Below are 15577 nucleotides of genomic sequence, written 5' to 3'. Positions count from 1 at the left end.
TGTTTCATGCTCGCCGCGCTGTCGATCCGCGATATCGTTCTCATTGACAGGCTTGAACTGGCGCTCGACAGGGGGCTGTGCACCCTCACGGGCGAAACGGGCGCGGGCAAGTCGATCCTTCTCGACGCGCTCGGCCTCGCGCTTGGCGCGCGCGCCGATGCCGGGCTTGTGCGGCAGGGCGCGGAGCAGGGCAGCGTCACGGCCGTCTTCGACATTGCGTCCGCGCACCCGGCCCGGGCGCTTCTCACCGAAAACGAACTCGAAGCCGAGGGCGACCTCATTCTCCGCCGCGTGCAGACGCGCGACGGCCGCTCGCGCGCCTTCGTCAACGACCAGCCCGTGAGCATCGGCCTGCTGCGGCAGTTGGGCGATGTGCTGGTGGAAGTGCATGGCCAGCACGACGAGCGCGGGCTGCTCGACGCCTCCGGCCACCGCGCGATCCTCGATGCCTTTGGCGGGCTCGAGGCGGATGTCGCGAAGGCGCGGCGGCTCTGGGCGGCGGCGGCGGCGGCGCGGGAGGCGCTTGCCGCGCATGAAGCGATGCTCGCGCGGGCAAAGGCGGAGCAGGACTATCTCACCCACGTGGTCGCCGAACTGGACGAGCTCGCGCCGGAGCCCGGCGAGGAAACCGCGCTCGCCGAAGAGCGCACGCTGATGATGCATTCGGAAAAGATCGCGGCCGATCTCGCCGAGGCGGAAGAGGCATTGTCCGGCGATGGCGGGCTCGACGCGCGGCTCACCGTGGCGCTGCGCCGTCTCGCCCGCGTGGCGGAGCAGGCGGCGGGACGGCTCGACGGCGCCATTGCCGCGCTCGACCGCACGCTGAACGAGGCGGCGGAAGCGCGCGACCAGGTGGCGCTGGCGATGCGGGCTCTGGAGTTCGATCCGCGCCGTCTGGAACAGGCGGAGACGCGGCTCTTCGCGCTCCGGGCCGCGGGCCGAAAGCATAATGTCGCGGTCGACAGTCTCGCCGAGCTTGCGGACAAGCTGCGCGGGCAGCTTGCAGAAATCGAAGGCGGCGAGGCGACGCAGGCGAGGCTGCGCAAGGAGGCTGACGACGCGGCGGCGGCCTATCTCCTCCACGCGAAGGCGCTGTCCGCCTCGCGCGCGAAGGCGGCGGCGAAGCTCGACCGGGAAGTGATGAAGGAATTGAAGCCGCTGAAGCTCGACAAGGCGACCTTCAAGACCCAGATCGATGTGCTGCCGGAAAACCAGAACGGAGGGCAGGGCGGACCGGACGGCATCGACCGCGTCTCCTTCCTCATCTCGACCAATCCGGGCGCGCCGCTCGGACCGCTCATCAAGATCGCGTCGGGCGGCGAGCTGTCGCGTTTCGTGCTGGCGCTGAAAGTGGCGCTCGCCTCGCGCGGCAGCGCGCCGACGCTGATTTTCGACGAAGTGGATTCCGGCGTCGGCGGCGCGGTGGCGGAAGCCGTCGGCCTGCGGCTCGCGGAACTGGCGAAGGCCGCGCAGGTGATCGTCGTCACGCATTCGCCGCAGGTGGCGGCGCGGGCGCAGCATCACTTCCGCATTTCCAAGGGCGGCGAGGCGAAGGCCGCGAAGATCGCGACGCGCGTCGAAACGCTCGATGCCCCCGCGCGGCGCGAGGAAATCGCGCGTATGCTGGCAGGCGCGACGGTGACGGACGAGGCGCGCGCCGCCGCGGACCGGCTGATCGGTAGTCATCCGTGAGTGAGACGATATGAATGCGAAACGGAAAAGCGCGGATGAGGCGCTGGCGCAGAAGGAAGCGGAACATCTGACGCTCGAGGAAGCGGCGGAGGAACTCGCGCGTCTCGCCGGCGAAATCGAAAAGCACGACAAGCTTTATTACCAGAAGGACGCGCCGCGCATTTCGGATGCGGAATACGACGCGCTGCGCCGCCGCAACGATGCCATCGAGGCGCGCTATCCCGAACTCGTGCGCGAGGACAGTCCGAGCCACCGCGTCGGCGCACAGCCGGCGGACGGCTTCGGCAAGGTCGTGCACCGCGTGCCGATGCTGTCGCTGTCGAATGCCTTCGACGATGACGACGTGCGCGACTTCGCCTTGCGCATCAGGCGCTTCCTCAACCTGAAGGAAGACGACATCCTGCCCATCACGGCGGAGCCGAAGATCGACGGGCTGTCGGCGGCGCTGCGCTACGAGAAGGGCGAATTCGTGCTGGGCGCCACGCGCGGCGATGGCCGCGAGGGCGAGAACGTCACGGCGAACCTCAAGACCATCGGCGATATTCCGGCGACGCTGAAGGGGAAGGACATTCCCGATGTCGTCGAGGTGCGTGGCGAAGTCTACATGTCTCACGAGGATTTCGCGGCGCTGAACGAGCGGCAGCGCGAGGCGGGCAAGCCCGTCTTCGCCAACCCGCGCAACGCGGCGGCGGGGTCGCTCCGCCAGCTCGACGCGAAGATCACCGCGAGCAGGCCGCTCCGTTTCTTCGCCTATACATGGGGCGAAATGTCGGAGATGCCGGCGGAGACGCAGTCGGGCGTCATGGAGGCCTTCCGCAAATGGGGCTTCACGGTCAATCCGTTGTTCGGCCGCTGCGACAGCGTGGAAGCGCTGATCGATTTCTATCACGACATCGAGGAACGCCGCGCGACGCTCGGCTACGACATCGACGGTGTCGTCTACAAGGTGGACCGGCTCGACTGGCAGAACCGCCTCGGCTTCGTGTCGCGTTCGCCCCGCTGGGCGCTGGCGCACAAGTTTCCCGCCGAGCAGGCGATGACCGTGCTGGAAAAGATCGAGATCCAGGTCGGCCGCACCGGCGCGCTGACGCCTGTGGCGCGGCTGACGCCGGTGACGGTCGGCGGCGTCGTGGTCTCGAACGCGACGCTCCACAATGCCGACGAGATCGAGCGGCTCGGCGTCCGCCCCGGCGACACGGTGGTGGTGCAGCGCGCCGGCGACGTCATCCCGCAGATCGTGCGCGTGGTGGAGGATCGCCCGCGCGGGAAAAAGAAGTTCGTGTTTCCCGACACTTGCCCGGAATGCGGCAGCCATGCGGTGCGCGAGACGAACCCGAAGACGGGCAAACTCGACGCGGTGGCGCGTTGCACGGGCGGCCTCGTCTGCCCGGCGCAGGCGGTGGAGCGGCTGCGTCACTTCGTATCGCGCAATGCCTTCGACATCGAGGGACTGGGCGAGAAGCAGATCGCGGCTTTCTACGAGGACGAGCTCATCAGGCGGCCCGACGATATTTTCACGCTGGAGGCGCGCGACGCGAAAAGCCTCAAGAAGCTCAAGGACCGCGAAGGCTGGGGCTCGACTTCCGCGCGGAAACTTTTCGACGCCATCGACACGCGCCGCGAGGTGGAGCTCGACCGTTTCATCTTCGCCCTCGGCATCCGCCATGTCGGCGAGACCAATGCGAGGCTGTTGGCGCGGAGCTACGGCACGCTCGATCATTTCGAGGAGCAGATGCGCGCGGCGGCGGACCGCGAGAGCGATGCGTGGAGCGAGCTTCTCTCCATCGACGGCGTCGGCGAGGTTCTGGCGGAATCGATCGTCGATTTCTTCGCGGAAGCGCATAACCGCGAGGTTGTCGAAGGCTTGCGGAAGGCGGGCGTGAAGGCGGTGCCGCTGCCCGAGCAGGAAAAGAGTTCGCCCATCGCCGGCAAGACGGTCGTCTTCACCGGCTCGCTGGAACGGATGACGCGGTCCGAGGCGAAGGCGCGGGCGGAGCAGATGGGCGCCAAGGTGGCGGGCAGCGTTTCGGCGAAGACCGATCTCATCGTGGCGGGGCCCGGCGCGGGCTCGAAGCTCGCCAAGGCGGCGGAACTCGGCATCGAGGTCATCGACGAGGATGCCTGGATGGAAATGGCCGGCGCGTGACGCTTTTCGCCCTCACGGTTAGCCGATTTTAACGATCTCCCCGGGATAATGACCCGTTAACGCCGGCGCCGCCGGGTCGCCGGTCTATCGGGGGTGTGATGGAAGCCGCGCTTTTCCTTCAGGAGACGCTCGTTCTCGACCAGTTGCTCTATGCGGCTGGCGCGCTGCTGTCCCGTGGCAGGAGGAAAAATGCGGCCGAAGGCGTCGATGTCGATACGCATCGGCGCTTCGGCGAGGTGCGGGCGCTCACGGATGAATGGCGTGCGCTCGAGGCCCGTGCCTGCGGCGCGGCGACGGCCTTTCAGGCGTGCGATTTTCATCTCGTCTGGGCGCGGCATTTCTGCGACGAGCGGACGGAGCTTCGCCTCGTCACCGTGCGCCGGCAGGGCAGGCTCGTGTTGCTCTGGCCGCTCGCCATATCCGCGACGCCGTTCGGCCGCGTCGCCTCATGGGCGGGCGATCCCGTCGGGCAATATGGCGATGTGGTTGCCGAGGATGCGCCCGGCCGGGACGACTGGATCGAGGCGGCGTTTCTCGAAATCGCCGGCTGGGGCGATGTCGATTTCCTGAATTTGCGCGGCGTGCGCGCCGACGGCGCCATTGCGCGCTGGGCGGCGTGGCGGGGCCGCGTGCTCGGCCCGGCGGCGGAAGCGCCCGCGCTCGATCATTCCGCCTATGAGACGGCGGCCGATTTCATCGAGGCCGGCTGGCCGGAAGCGAAGCGCAATGCGAAGCGGATGAAGAAGCTCCGCGCGCAGGGCAAAGTCGGCTTCGAGATCGTCCAGCCCGGCCCGCGTGCCGTCGAGCTGATGCGGACGGCATTCTCCTTCAAGCGTCAGTGGCTCGAAAGGCGCGGGCATTACGGCCGCGCCTTCATCGATGGGCGCGTCGAGAACTGCCTGATGGAACTCGCCGCGGATGGCGGTGGCTCCGGCCTCGTCGTCACGCATCTTTCGGTCGGCGGCGAAACGGCGGCCATCGAGGTCGGTTTCCGCCAGCGCGGCTGCCACTACGCCTATATGGGCGCCTTCTCGCCCGCCTTCGCGAAGCAGAGCCCCGGCTTCGTTGCGACGGAACTCACCATCCGCGCCTGCATCGAGGACGGCCTCGGCGAATACGATCCGCTGCCGCCCGCCGACGACTACAAGCTCGCCTGGTCGAACCGCCGCGTCGCGGTGCGCGACTACGGCGTGGTGTTGTCATGGAGGGGCTACACGGCCTGCGCCTTCGCCCTGGCGCGCCCCGCCGCCAAGGCGATCTATGCGCGCCTGCCGCTGAAGGTGAGGCAGGGCTTGCGGCTTTCCAGCGTTAAATAAGCGCATTCATCTTTCCACCCTCCCCCTGTGGGAGGGTCAAACCGCTGCAAGCGGTTTGGGGAGGGGATGCAGCGTCGCTGCGGAAGAGTGTTCCCCGATTGTAGTAACAATTTCTACCGCAACCCCTCCCCAAAATTTGTTCGCTGACGCTCGCAAATTTTGACCCTCCCACAGGGGGAGGGTGGAGAAGAGAGAAAATCAAATCGCCCGCGTCGCCGTCTCCAGCCAGGCTTTCGTCTCTGCATCCAGCCCCGGCGACAGCGCCGCGCGGACGCGGGCGTGGTAGGCGTTGAGCCAGGCGACTTCCTCCGCCGTCAGCAGGTCTTTCTCCACCAGCGCGAGATCGATGGGCGCCAGCGTCAGCGTTTCGAAGCCCATCATCATGCGCTCGCCGCCCTCGACGGGCGCGGGGGGCGTCACGACGCAGAGGTTTTCGATGCGGATGCCGTAGCCGCCGGGTTTGTAGTAGCCGGGTTCGTTGGAAACGATCATGCCGGCCTTCAGCGGCTGGTGGCCCATCCTGGAGATGCGTTGCGGGCCCTCATGCACCGAGAGATAGGAGCCGACGCCATGGCCCGTGCCGTGGTCGTAGTCGAGCCCCGACTTCCACAGCGCCATGCGCGCGAAGGCGTCGAGCTGCGCGCCGGACGTGCCTTCGGGGAAGCGCGCGGTGGCGATGCCGATATGGCCTTTCAGCACGCGGGTGAAGCGGTCGCGCTCTTCCGCGCCCGCCGCGCCGATGGCGACCGTGCGCGTCACATCCGTGGTGCCGTCCCGGTATTGCGCGCCGGAATCGACGAGGAAGAGTTCGCCCGGCTTCAGGGGCATGTTGGTGCCCTCGGTGACGCGGTAATGGACGATGGCGCCGTTCGCGCCAGCGCCGGAAATCGTGTCGAAGCTCAGGTCGCGGAGTTCGTTCGTCTCCGCGCGGAAGGCTTCGAGCTTCTTCGCCGCCGCGATCTCGTCGACGCCGCCCTTCGGCGCCTCGCGCCCAAGCCAGGCGAGGAACTTCGTCAGCGCGCGTCCGTCGCGCAGATGCGCGGCGCGGGTGCCGTTCACTTCCGCTTCGTTCTTGCAGGCTTTCGGCAATTCGCACGGGTCGGTGCCCCGCTTCACCTCGGCGCCCGCCGCCTTCAGCCGCGCGTCGATCCATGCGGCGCAGGTTGCAGGGTCCACCAGCACAGTCTTCTTCGCGTGGCCGAGCGCGTTGAGCGCGTCGCCGAGTTCGTCCCGCCCGCGCAGCGTCGCGATGCCGGCGAGATGCGCGCGCGCCTCGCCATCGAGCTTGCGCTCGTCGATGAAGAGGTCGGCATGGCCGTCCTCATGCAGCAGCGCGAAGGAGAGCGGCAGCGGCGTATGCGGCACGTCGGCGCCGCGAATGTTGAAAAGCCATGCAATCGAATCCGGCATGGTCAGCACCACGGCGTCGGCGTCCTCGCTCATCAGCGCCGTCGCGATGCGTTTGATCTTGTCGCTCGCCGCCTCGCCCGCGACGTCGAGCGGGTGGGGCACGACTTTCGCCACCGGCGGCTCGGGCTGGTCGGCCCAGACGGCGTCGAGCGGGTTCGTGTCCACTGCCACCAATTGGCCGCCCGCCTTCTCCGCCGCCTTCCTGTAGCGCGCCGCCGCATCGATGGTGTGCAGCCACGGGTCATAAGCGAGCTTTGCGCCTTTCGGCAGGTTTTCCTCGATCCAGCGCGCGGGCGGTTCCTCGATCAGGTGCTTCGGCTCGAAGGTGTCCATGTCCACCTGGCTGCGCACCTGCAGCGTGTAACGCCCGTCGACGAAGATCGCGGCATGGTCCATCAGCACGATCGCCATGCCGGCCGAGCCGTTGAAGCCGGTCAGCCAGAGAAGCCGTTCCGCATGGGGCGGCACATATTCGCCCTGATGCTCGTCGGCACGGGGAATGAGGAAACCGTCGAGCCCGCGCCGCTTCAGCTCCTCGCGGAGCTTCGCCGCACGTTCGATCCCGAGAGCCGGATTGGCCTTGTCTTCAAAAGTCTGGAACATGGCTTGAATGTAAGGGCAGGCAGGGAAGGCGGCAATGGGGTGAGAGAGGGGAACACCTCTGCCACCCTCCCCCTGTGGGAGGGTCAAACCGCTGCAAGCGGTTTGGGGAGGGGATGCAGCGCTGTCCCGGAAGATGGTCTTTGATTGGAGTTGCGATTTCCGCCGCGACCCCTCCCCAAAATTTGCTTCGCTGCGCTCACAAATTTTGACCCTCCCACAGGGGGAGGGTGGAAGTGCGACTACCGCGCCATTCGCAGCGTCACCCAATCGCCCTTCGGCTTGCGTGCCACCAGCCGCAGGCCCTGCATCCGCATCGCGCTCGTCACCATCGCCTCCTGCGTGGCGAGAAGGCCCGACAGGATCAGCGTGCCGCCGGGCTTCAGATGCGCGGCGAAGGCGGGCGCCAGCGAGACGAGGGGGCGCGCCAGGATGTTCGCGACGATGAGGCCGTAAGGCGCGCGGGCGTGGAGGGCAGGGTGGCCGAAGCCTTTTGCCGTCACCGCCGTGACGAAGGGACCGACGCCGTTCTTGCGCGCGTTCTCTCGCGCGACCTTCACCGAAACGGGATCGATGTCGGAGGCGAGCACGTTCACCCGGGCGAGCTTGGCGATGGCGATGGCGAGCACGCCGGTTCCGGTGCCGATGTCGAGCGCGTTGACCGGGCGGCCCGGCCGCACCAGTTCGGAAATGAATTCGAGGCAGCCCGCCGTCGTCTCGTGATGGCCGGTGCCGAAGGCCTGCGCCGCATCGACAAGGATCGGGATCGCGCCTGCCGGAATTTTATCCGCGTCGTGGCTGCCATGGATGAAGAAGCGCCCGGCGCGCACCGGGTCCAGCCCTTCGAGCGAGCGCGTCACCCAGTCCACTTCCGGCATGGGCTCGATCGCGATATCCGGCACGGCGATGCCGGTTTCCTCCGCCGCATGGGCAATCGCCGCGCGCAGCGTTTCCTTCTCCGGTTCCTCCGCATAAAGAGCTTCGACCCGCCAGAGTCCGTGCGCCTCGACCTCGTTCCAGTCCGACGCCGTCTTCACCAGCGGCGAGGAACCGGGCTCGGCCTCGGTCGTCGAAACGGCCAGCGCCTCGGGCCAGATTGCGGCTTCCAGCGCATCGGAGAACGTCTCCGCCGCTTCGTAGGGCACGATGAAGGCGGCTTTCCAGAGGGGGGTCAATTTCTTGCGCCCCTCAAAACACATGTGTCACCCCGGCGGAAGCCGGGGTCCATGGGCCTCTCCACCAACGGGAGTATGCCGAACCGCTCATGGATCCCGGCTTTCGCCGGGATGACAATTTCTGGTTGGGTTGGCGAGAAGGCCATGCTTGCGGCACTCACGCTCACGCCCGCTCCAGAAAACTGTCGATCACCTTCTTCCGCCCCGCCTTGTCGAAGTCCACCGTCAGCTTGTTGCCGTCGATTTCCGTGACATGGCCATAGCCGAACTTCACGTGGAAGACGCGCTCGCCCTTGCCGTAGCTTTCGGCGGCGGGGTCGCTCGTCGCCACGAGATCGGCATGGACCTCATAGGCGGGCGGCTTGGTGCGGATGTCGGCATTCGCCTGCGCGCGCCGCCAGCCGGGGCTCGAATAATTGCTGTTCTGCGCGAAGTCCTGCGCGAAGCGGCTCTGGCCGTAATTCTGGTAGCTCGCGCCCGCCATCGCGCTTTCCGTCACCTGCACATGATGTTTCGGCAGTTCGTCCACGAAGCGCGACGGGATCGAACTTTGCCACAGCGCATGGATGCGCCGGTTGGCGGCGAAGGAAATATAGGCGCGTTGCTTCGCCCGCGTGATGCCGACATAGGCGAGGCGGCGTTCCTCCTCGAGTCCCGCAAGGCCGTTCTCGTCCAGCGAGCGCTGATGCGGGAACAACCCTTCTTCCCAGCCGGGCAGGAACACGGTCTCGAACTCAAGCCCCTTGGCGCTGTGCAGCGTCATCAGATTGATCTTGTCGGCGGTGTCGTTCTGCTCGATCTCCATTACCAGCGAGATATGTTCGAGATAGCCGGCCAGCGTCTCGTGATGCTCCATCGAGCGGATCAGTTCCTTCAGGTTTTCGAGTTTGCCGGGCGCGTCCGCCGATTTGTCGTTCTGCCACATCTCGGTATAGCCGGACTCGTCGAGAACGATTTCCGCGAGTTCCGTATGCGGCATGCCGGGCACCAGCGCGCGCCAGCGGTCCACCTGCTCGATGAAGGAGACCAGCGCCCGCCGCGCGGCGGGCTTCAGTTCCTCGCTGCCGATCAGCATCTTCGAGGCGCGGAACAGCGATATGCCCTCCGCCCGCGCCAGCCGGTGGATCGTCTGCAGCGCCACGTCGCCGAGGCCCCGGCGCGGCTTGTTCACGATCCGCTCGAAGGCAAGGTCGTCGTCGCCCTGAGCGATCAGGCGCAGATAGGCGTTGGCATCGCGGATTTCGGCGCGCTCATAGAAGCGCGGGCCGCCGACGACGCGGTAGGGGATACCGAGATTGATGAAGCGGTCTTCGAATTCGCGCATCTGGAACGAGGCGCGCACAAGGATCGCCATGTCGCGCAGCAGGTGCCCGTTGCGCTGCAACTGTTCCACTTCCTCGGCAATGGCGCGGGCTTCCTCCTCGCCGTCCCAATAGGAAGCGATCTTGATCGGGTCGCCCTCATTGTCGTTGGCTTCGGTCCAGAGCGTCTTGCCGAGCCGCTGTTCGTTCGCCGCGATGAGGCCGGAAGCCGCGCCCAGAATATTCGAGGTCGAGCGGTAGTTGCGTTCGAGGCGGATCACCTTCGCACCCGGAAAATCCTTTTCGAAACGGAGAATGTTGTCCACCTCCGCGCCGCGCCAGCCATAGATCGACTGATCGTCGTCGCCGACGCAGCAGATGTTCCTGTGCTTCTGCGCCAGCAGGCGGAGCCACAGATATTGCGCCACGTTGGTGTCCTGATACTCGTCCACCAGCATGTATTTGAAGCGGTCCTGATACTCGGCCAGCACTTCCGGGTGCTCCTGGAAGAGGCGCAACACCTCCAGCAGCAGGTCACCGAAGTCGGCCGCGTTCAGCACCTTCAATCGCGCCTGATAGGCCGCGTAGAGTTCGCCGCCCTTGCCGTTCGCGAAGGCATGGGCTTCGCCCGCCGGCACCTTGTCCGGCGTCAGGCCACGGTTCTTCCAGCCGTCGATATGGGCGGCGAGCTGGCGCGCGGGCCAGCGTTTCTCGTCGATGCCTTCCGCCACGATGATCTGCTTCATCAGCCGCATCTGGTCGTCGGCATCGAGAATGGTGAAGTCCGAGCGCAGCCCCGCCAGTTCCGCGTGCCGCCGCAATATCTTCGCGCCCAGCGCATGGAAGGTGCCGAGCCACTGCATGCCCTCCACCACGCCGCCGATCAGCGCGCCGATCCGGTCGCGCATTTCGCGCGCCGCCTTGTTGGTGAAGGTGACGGCAAGGATCTGCCCGGGCCAGGCCTTTCGCGTCGCCAGCAGATGCGCCAGCCGCGTCGTCAGCACGCGCGTCTTGCCGGTGCCGGCGCCTGCGAGCACCAGCACAGGGCCATCCAGCGCCTCCACGGCCTCGCGCTGCTCCGCGTTCAAGCCCTCCAGATAGGGCGCGCGCATGCCGGCCACGGCCTGCTGGCTGGTGGAGCGGGCTGTCGTTTCCTCGGGGATATTCCCCAGATCGAAGGGGTCACTCGTCATTACAAATCCGGTGTGAAATCGGGGAGCCCGTGGCGAATCCCCGCTGCCAGCATAACATGGGGAGCGGGGCCGGGCTTTGCCATGCGGCCCCGGCGCCGGAGGGCCTCGTGCGCTACGCTGGTCATAATACCTAACGTGTTGGAATATCAAGGAAAAGAAGCCGGCGTCCTCGGCGTGATCGGCAAACCGCAAATCGCGGATGCCCTCATCGAAACGCAGATCGGGTGAGGGGTAGATCGGGTAGAAGAGAGAGCTTCTGCAAAAGCCCAAACCAACAGCGTCACCCCGGCGAAAGCCGGGGCCCATGGGCCTTACGGCGAGGGCGCATCTGCAATTGAAAGCACATGGATCCCGGCTTTCGCCGGGATGACATTTATATTTAGCGGTCGCGCGAAATTCCTACTTCCGCTTGATCCCGATAACCCGCCCTGCCTGTTCCGGCCGCGGCATTCCCTCATGCGCCTTCATCAGGTCCGCAATCCTTCCCATCTGCATGTCGGGAAAGGGCGAAGCGCGGCGCGACTTCATGTCGACGTGAATGCACATCTGCTCGCTCGTCGCGGCGAGATAGCCCTTCTCCGCGTGATACATATGGCCGAAGACATGGATGCGTTTTGCGTCCGCGTCGAGCAGTTGATAGGTGACGCGAACGGGATCGCCTTCCTTCAGCTCGTCCAGGTAGCAGACATGCACCTCCGCCGTGAAGCATGAGCCTTCGCCCTGCTTCGTATAGTCCCAGCCGATGCCGAGCCCGGTGAACGCCACATCCAGCGATTCATCGAACAGCACATGGTAATAGGCCATGATCTGTACGTTGTTCCCGCTTGTTCCCGATAGTTCCCGGAAAATCAGTTAAGTGCTTGCGTTATATGCATCTTTTCTGAGGCGTCTTGGTATTATCGGGAGAACAAACGGCTGACGTTTCCACGCGGAAACCACCAGCGTTACCGCCAGCACGAGGACGAAACGATGCAGGTTTACGGTCGATTCAAACGGCTTCCAACAAAAGTTTTGTGCGACACCGGAATTCTTCTCAGTGGGCTCGACGCCGCCACCGAGGAAAAAATAAAAGAAGACGAGGCCGAAATTCATCGCCTTCTTGGAATGTGGGTGTCGGAATCGGACCCCGTCCAAGTCATCTCAATGCGGGGGAGGTTGATTGGTCTCGGGCGCGCTGGCACTGAGTTCTCAGGTTCGGTGCAGGTCGTTCTTCCGGTGGGGCATGCCCAATGATTACTGAATCCCAAATCAAGGCGGCAGTTCGGTCGGCGCCACACACCGGCAAGACGATAGAACTGAAGGACGATGGAGACCGCGGCTCGGGCCGACTCTCGCTCCAGGTTCGGGCGCTCAAGAACAAGGTCGTTGCCGAGTGGTATGCCGTCTACTACCGGATCGGCAAGCGCCGCATGACAAAGATCGGCTCTTACCCGACGATGGGTCTGGCCGAGGCCAGAAAGGCCTTCAGGGAGGATTTCGCGCCGGCCATATCCATTGGCGCGTCGCCGGATGGACGGCTCTCACGGGCAAGCCACAAGCACGCCTATGGAACCGTTGAGGATCTGTTCACGGCTTACGTCGCCAGCCTGCGCTCGGAAGGAAAGCGTTCGGCGGGGATCGCCGATCGGATATTGCTGACGTCGCCCAAAGCAACGCCGGTGGCAGATACCATCGGAAGGCAGCGGCCGGCGTCCGAAATCGGGCCTCAGGACATCGTTGGTCATCTCGCCGAGGTTCACGGCCGAGGGAGCGTGGTCATGGCGTCGATCATCCGCTCATGGGTCTCGGCCGCCTTCGCGTGGGGAATGAAATCCGAGCACAGCTACACCGGCGAGCATGTGGGGACGCGCTGGGGCATCAAGGCGAACCCGGTTTTGCCTATCGCATCGGACCCGGCCGCGAAACGGACCAGCAACCGGTTCCTGAGCCCTCGCCAGTTCCGTGATTTCTGGGAATGGCTGAATCACACGAGGGCGAATAGCCGGGCTAACGAGCCTTTGATGCTCCAGCTCGCGCTCGGTCAGCGAGGCGAGGAGATTCTGCGCATCTCGGCGGACGTGTTCGATCGCCGGCAACGGATGTTGTTCTGGACCGAAACCAAAAACGGAGCGCCGCACGCCGTTCCGCTTACCGACCTGGCGTTCAACCTCCTCGACTCGATGACGCCAAACAAGAAGGGGCTGTACTTTCCCGCGGTCGAAAGACTATCGGAAGCGGCTCCCGCGACGCTGTTGCACCAGCGCACCAAGGCATATGTCGAGGCGACGGGGGCTGAGAAGTTCACGCCGCGCGACATCCGCCGCACATGGAAGACACTGGCCGGGCAGGCTGGTATTCCGAAGGACATGCGCGATCGGCTGCAGAACCATGCCGCCAAGGGCGACATTTCAAGCCGGCACTATGACCGGTACGACTACCTGCCGGAGAAGCGCGCCGCGATGGACGTGTGGGCTGCCTATATGGACAAGATCATCGCCGGCGAGATTGATACCGACGTCGTCAAGCTGCCGGCGGCGGCTGGGTGAGGGTGTCGATCCTCCCCTGGTGACCGAGCTGCATTTTTGTCACAAAGGCGGTCAATTCCGGCGTCATTGGACCGCTCGCCTCGAACGAGATGGTGGACGGATAAATCGCCCACCGAATCTCCATCTGCTGATACGAATGCAGGCCTTCGAACTTACGAAACAACGCCCATAATCTCAGCCTTCGGCTGCGCCTGATCTTCGCGCGTTTTATGATTCTGCGACGGCTCATTCCTGATCACCTCGTATGGTGATGGGTCCATCCGGCGGCGGGGTGATCTTAGCATTCGCCCAATGCGGCATTTCCGGATCGTCGCGTCTGCCAACCCATATGTCGAGACCAAATTCATCATCAAGGCTCTGCCTGGTGGCGAAGGCCATATCAGATTCCCTTGAGCGGTCGAAAGATGAGACGAGCGCATCAATTCTTCGCTCGATGAGGCGCATTGTGTCATCGGTGTACATCATTCCGACAAAGCCGTCGGTCAGGAACTTGAGCGCCTCGGCGAACTGTGCGTCCGTTACCGGAGGCAGCCTGGGGGCTACGTCGACGTCGACGATTACTGGTGTCTTGGGAAATCTCATGCTGCGAGCCTCGCCCGAGCGTCGGCGATACGCTTGTCCAAGTCCGCGACAATCTCTCGGTGGCCCGGAAACGTCTTGACGAGAATCCCAACTGGCCGCCCATATTCAACGTCGGCGCAAGCCGCGCGGTAGGAGTCGTTATCCCGACACGGGAGGACAATGTGGACCGTCGCCGTCGGCAACTCGACGCAAACCGCGCCGACGACGACGGATTCTAGATCGGCTATGGTGGAAAAGGTCATCTCCGTCCTCCGATGAACAATACCCTCTAATTCTTCTCTTTCCCGTAGTCCTTTGTCGAGCCGTAATCGCGCCGCTCCTCGTAGTCCATCACGGCCGAAAGCGAATAAAGGATACGGTTTCCGATGCGCGTGAACCGTGGCCCCGACCCCAAGGAGCGCCAGTTCGCGAGCGTTTTCGTGTTCACGCGATGCTTCCATCTCGCGACCAATTCGTCAGGCGTTAGCCTCTCGTCATTCCGATGCTCCCCCTCGGACGTGGTGTCCGACACAGAAATGACTGCCATCAGAATATGGCTTCTTTGGCGGGAGCGGCTTCCGCATTGACCGGCGCGGCGGGCTCGGGCTCAAGGTTCTCCTCGGCTTCAGGCTCCTCGGGAGCCGCGGCGGGCGCAGCCGTTGCAGGCTTCGGCTCGGGCTTCGCTGCTGGTTTTGCGGCAGGTTTCGCAGCGGGCTTCGTTTCTGCCTTGGCAGCCGGCTTCGCGGTTGCCGCGTTCTCCGTCGGCGCGCCCTCGGCCGACTTTTCGATCGCTGCGGCGACGGGATCCTTCTTCTCCTCGACGGCGTCATCGCCGAAATAGTCTTTGACCTTGGCGCCCTCCTTCAAGGCCGCATGGACGCCGGTCATCTCCGCCAAATCGTCCGCCGTCATTTGGTCGAGCGGCGTCCCTTTGAAATACGCCTCGATGTGATCGACGGTGACGCCGAACTTGCCGAAGGCGGTGACCATCAGCGCAACCCGCTGGCCGATGGTCTTTTCCGCGCCGCCATTGGCGAGCGTCTTCTTGGCGATCGCCTTTCCTTCGGCAACGAGGGCCTTTGGCACCAGCGCCAGAATGCGACCGCGCATCTGCTTCGAGGCGACGTTGGCGATGCGGTTGTCGATGTCCGCCTGATCGACCAGCTTTCTCGGGCCGTTCTTCGTGTCCAGAACGTGGAGCACGGTGATCTGGCGTTTGCTGTGGTTGTTGTTTTCCATGTCCCAGGCAAACACCTCGACCTCGGACTTGCCTGCGCTTCGCGAAAGCTCGCGATGGCCGTACTCGAAGTTCCCGTAACAGCGGGCCACCTCTTCCGCAAAACGGATCGAGGGCCCGCTGCCGCGATTTGGCACCGTGTAGAAGGCCTCTTCCGCGAATTCCAGATTGGCACAGGCTTCGAGAAATTCAGCCCGGCACTGGTGCATATTGCGCGGGAATTTCTTTGCCAGGATCAACTTCCCCTGTGCCTCGGCGATGGCGCGTTCCATCTCGATCTGGACCGCGCCCTGGTTCACGGCGGTCATATCGCCGGACGGCATGCGGGAGAACATGGGTGCTCCGCCGTACTGGTCTGCCGGCACCGTGTTCGCCATCGCCGTGCTGGCGCGGATGGCAACTGCTGTTTCTTCGGACATTT

General features: G+C 64.7%; 14 protein-coding genes. 5 read left to right on the top strand and 9 right to left on the bottom strand.

Translation table 11 applies throughout. The annotated features are described in order from the left end of the window. Positions 1–6 precede the first annotated feature (6 nt). From recN to Q8S60_RS10830, 3 genes are all read left to right on the top strand, one after another. On the top strand, positions 7–1692 hold the full coding sequence (gene recN, locus Q8S60_RS10840) for a DNA repair protein RecN (RefSeq protein ID WP_305276496.1): 1686 nt from the start codon (positions 7–9) through the stop codon (positions 1690–1692). Positions 1693–1702: 10 nt separating this feature from the next. After that, on the top strand, positions 1703–3838 hold the full coding sequence (gene ligA, locus Q8S60_RS10835) for an NAD-dependent DNA ligase LigA (protein ID WP_305276497.1): 2136 nt from the start codon (positions 1703–1705) through the stop codon (positions 3836–3838). Positions 3839–3936: 98 nt separating this feature from the next. Beyond that, positions 3937–5154: a GNAT family N-acetyltransferase gene (locus tag Q8S60_RS10830; protein WP_305276498.1), complete on the top strand. Its 1218-nt coding sequence runs from the start codon at positions 3937–3939 to the stop codon at positions 5152–5154. 198 nt (positions 5155–5352) lie between these two features. Here the strand turns inward: Q8S60_RS10830 and Q8S60_RS10825 are convergent, their stop codons facing one another. The 4 genes from Q8S60_RS10825 to Q8S60_RS10810 all read right to left on the bottom strand — a co-directional run bounded on the left by Q8S60_RS10825 (position 5353) and on the right by Q8S60_RS10810 (position 11637). Next, entirely contained in the window at positions 5353–7167 is a 1815-nt protein-coding gene (locus tag Q8S60_RS10825; protein WP_305276499.1) for an aminopeptidase P family protein, read from the bottom strand. A 239-nt stretch (positions 7168–7406) separates the two neighbouring features. Next, positions 7407–8339 carry a 50S ribosomal protein L11 methyltransferase gene (locus Q8S60_RS10820; RefSeq protein ID WP_370867272.1) on the bottom strand — a complete coding sequence of 311 codons (933 nt, stop codon included), beginning with the start codon at positions 8337–8339 and terminating at the stop codon, positions 7407–7409. A gap of 163 nt (positions 8340–8502) precedes the next feature. After that, positions 8503–10833: an ATP-dependent helicase gene (locus Q8S60_RS10815; RefSeq protein WP_305276501.1), complete on the bottom strand. Its 2331-nt coding sequence runs from the start codon at positions 10831–10833 to the stop codon at positions 8503–8505. Between the two features lie 399 nt (positions 10834–11232). After that, positions 11233–11637, bottom strand: coding sequence for a thioesterase family protein (locus Q8S60_RS10810; protein ID WP_305668554.1), 405 nt, complete (start codon positions 11635–11637; stop codon positions 11233–11235). A 165-nt stretch (positions 11638–11802) separates the two neighbouring features. On the opposite strand from Q8S60_RS10810, the gene Q8S60_RS10805 reads away from it, so the two are divergent. Both Q8S60_RS10805 and Q8S60_RS10800 read left to right on the top strand, forming a co-directional pair. After that, the gene (locus tag Q8S60_RS10805) at positions 11803–12066 is read left to right on the top strand and encodes a hypothetical protein (protein ID WP_305668553.1); all 264 of its coding nucleotides are present in this window, start codon (positions 11803–11805) and stop codon (positions 12064–12066) included. Further along, positions 12063–13358 (top strand): site-specific integrase, encoded by a 1296-nt coding sequence (locus tag Q8S60_RS10800; protein WP_305668552.1) that lies wholly within the window; start codon positions 12063–12065, stop codon positions 13356–13358. Before Q8S60_RS10805 ends, Q8S60_RS10800 begins: the two co-directional genes overlap by 4 nt. On the opposite strand, the gene Q8S60_RS10795 is transcribed toward Q8S60_RS10800, so the two are convergent. The 5 genes from Q8S60_RS10795 to Q8S60_RS10775 all read right to left on the bottom strand — a co-directional run bounded on the left by Q8S60_RS10795 (position 13333) and on the right by Q8S60_RS10775 (position 15575). Next, on the bottom strand, positions 13333–13587 hold the full coding sequence (locus tag Q8S60_RS10795) for a hypothetical protein (RefSeq protein WP_305668551.1): 255 nt from the start codon (positions 13585–13587) through the stop codon (positions 13333–13335). The two genes, Q8S60_RS10800 and Q8S60_RS10795, sit on opposite strands and share 26 nt — an antisense overlap. After that, the gene (locus tag Q8S60_RS10790) at positions 13584–13940 is read right to left on the bottom strand and encodes a hypothetical protein (protein WP_305668550.1); all 357 of its coding nucleotides are present in this window, start codon (positions 13938–13940) and stop codon (positions 13584–13586) included. Before Q8S60_RS10790 ends, Q8S60_RS10795 begins: the two co-directional genes overlap by 4 nt. Next, a complete protein-coding gene (locus tag Q8S60_RS10785; protein WP_305668549.1) occupies positions 13937–14182 on the bottom strand; it encodes a hypothetical protein in 246 nt (81 codons plus the stop codon). Before Q8S60_RS10785 ends, Q8S60_RS10790 begins: the two co-directional genes overlap by 4 nt. Positions 14183–14208: 26 nt before the next feature. Beyond that, a complete protein-coding gene (locus tag Q8S60_RS10780) occupies positions 14209–14367 on the bottom strand; it encodes a hypothetical protein (RefSeq protein ID WP_305668548.1) in 159 nt (52 codons plus the stop codon). 98 nt (positions 14368–14465) lie between these two features. Then, positions 14466–15575 (bottom strand): hypothetical protein, encoded by a 1110-nt coding sequence (locus tag Q8S60_RS10775; RefSeq protein ID WP_305668547.1) that lies wholly within the window; start codon positions 15573–15575, stop codon positions 14466–14468. Between the last annotated feature and the right edge of the window lie 2 nt (positions 15576–15577).

It is taken from the genome of Parvibaculum sp., from assembly GCF_030694575.1.
GTDB lineage: Bacteria > Pseudomonadota > Alphaproteobacteria > Parvibaculales > Parvibaculaceae > Parvibaculum.
This window is presented reverse-complemented; position numbering and strand designations above follow the sequence as displayed.

What these genes read in the sequence shown, in the direction of transcription:
- recN (WP_305276496.1), top strand. Translation starts at nt 7, where the DNA reads ATGCTCGCCGCGCTGTCGATCCGCGATATCGTTCTCATTGACAGGCTT.
- ligA (WP_305276497.1), top strand. Translation starts at nt 1,703, where the DNA reads ATGAATGCGAAACGGAAAAGCGCGGATGAGGCGCTGGCGCAGAAGGAA.
- Q8S60_RS10830 (WP_305276498.1), top strand. Translation starts at nt 3,937, where the DNA reads ATGGAAGCCGCGCTTTTCCTTCAGGAGACGCTCGTTCTCGACCAGTTG.
- Q8S60_RS10825 (WP_305276499.1), bottom strand. Translation starts at nt 7,167, where the DNA reads ATGTTCCAGACTTTTGAAGACAAGGCCAATCCGGCTCTCGGGATCGAA.
- Q8S60_RS10815 (WP_305276501.1), bottom strand. Translation starts at nt 10,833, where the DNA reads ATGACGAGTGACCCCTTCGATCTGGGGAATATCCCCGAGGAAACGACA.
- Q8S60_RS10810 (WP_305668554.1), bottom strand. Translation starts at nt 11,637, where the DNA reads ATGGCCTATTACCATGTGCTGTTCGATGAATCGCTGGATGTGGCGTTC.
- Q8S60_RS10805 (WP_305668553.1), top strand. Translation starts at nt 11,803, where the DNA reads ATGCAGGTTTACGGTCGATTCAAACGGCTTCCAACAAAAGTTTTGTGC.
- Q8S60_RS10800 (WP_305668552.1), top strand. Translation starts at nt 12,063, where the DNA reads ATGATTACTGAATCCCAAATCAAGGCGGCAGTTCGGTCGGCGCCACAC.
- Q8S60_RS10795 (WP_305668551.1), bottom strand. Translation starts at nt 13,587, where the DNA reads ATGAGCCGTCGCAGAATCATAAAACGCGCGAAGATCAGGCGCAGCCGA.
- Q8S60_RS10790 (WP_305668550.1), bottom strand. Translation starts at nt 13,940, where the DNA reads ATGAGATTTCCCAAGACACCAGTAATCGTCGACGTCGACGTAGCCCCC.
- Q8S60_RS10785 (WP_305668549.1), bottom strand. Translation starts at nt 14,182, where the DNA reads ATGACCTTTTCCACCATAGCCGATCTAGAATCCGTCGTCGTCGGCGCG.
- Q8S60_RS10775 (WP_305668547.1), bottom strand. Translation starts at nt 15,575, where the DNA reads ATGTCCGAAGAAACAGCAGTTGCCATCCGCGCCAGCACGGCGATGGCG.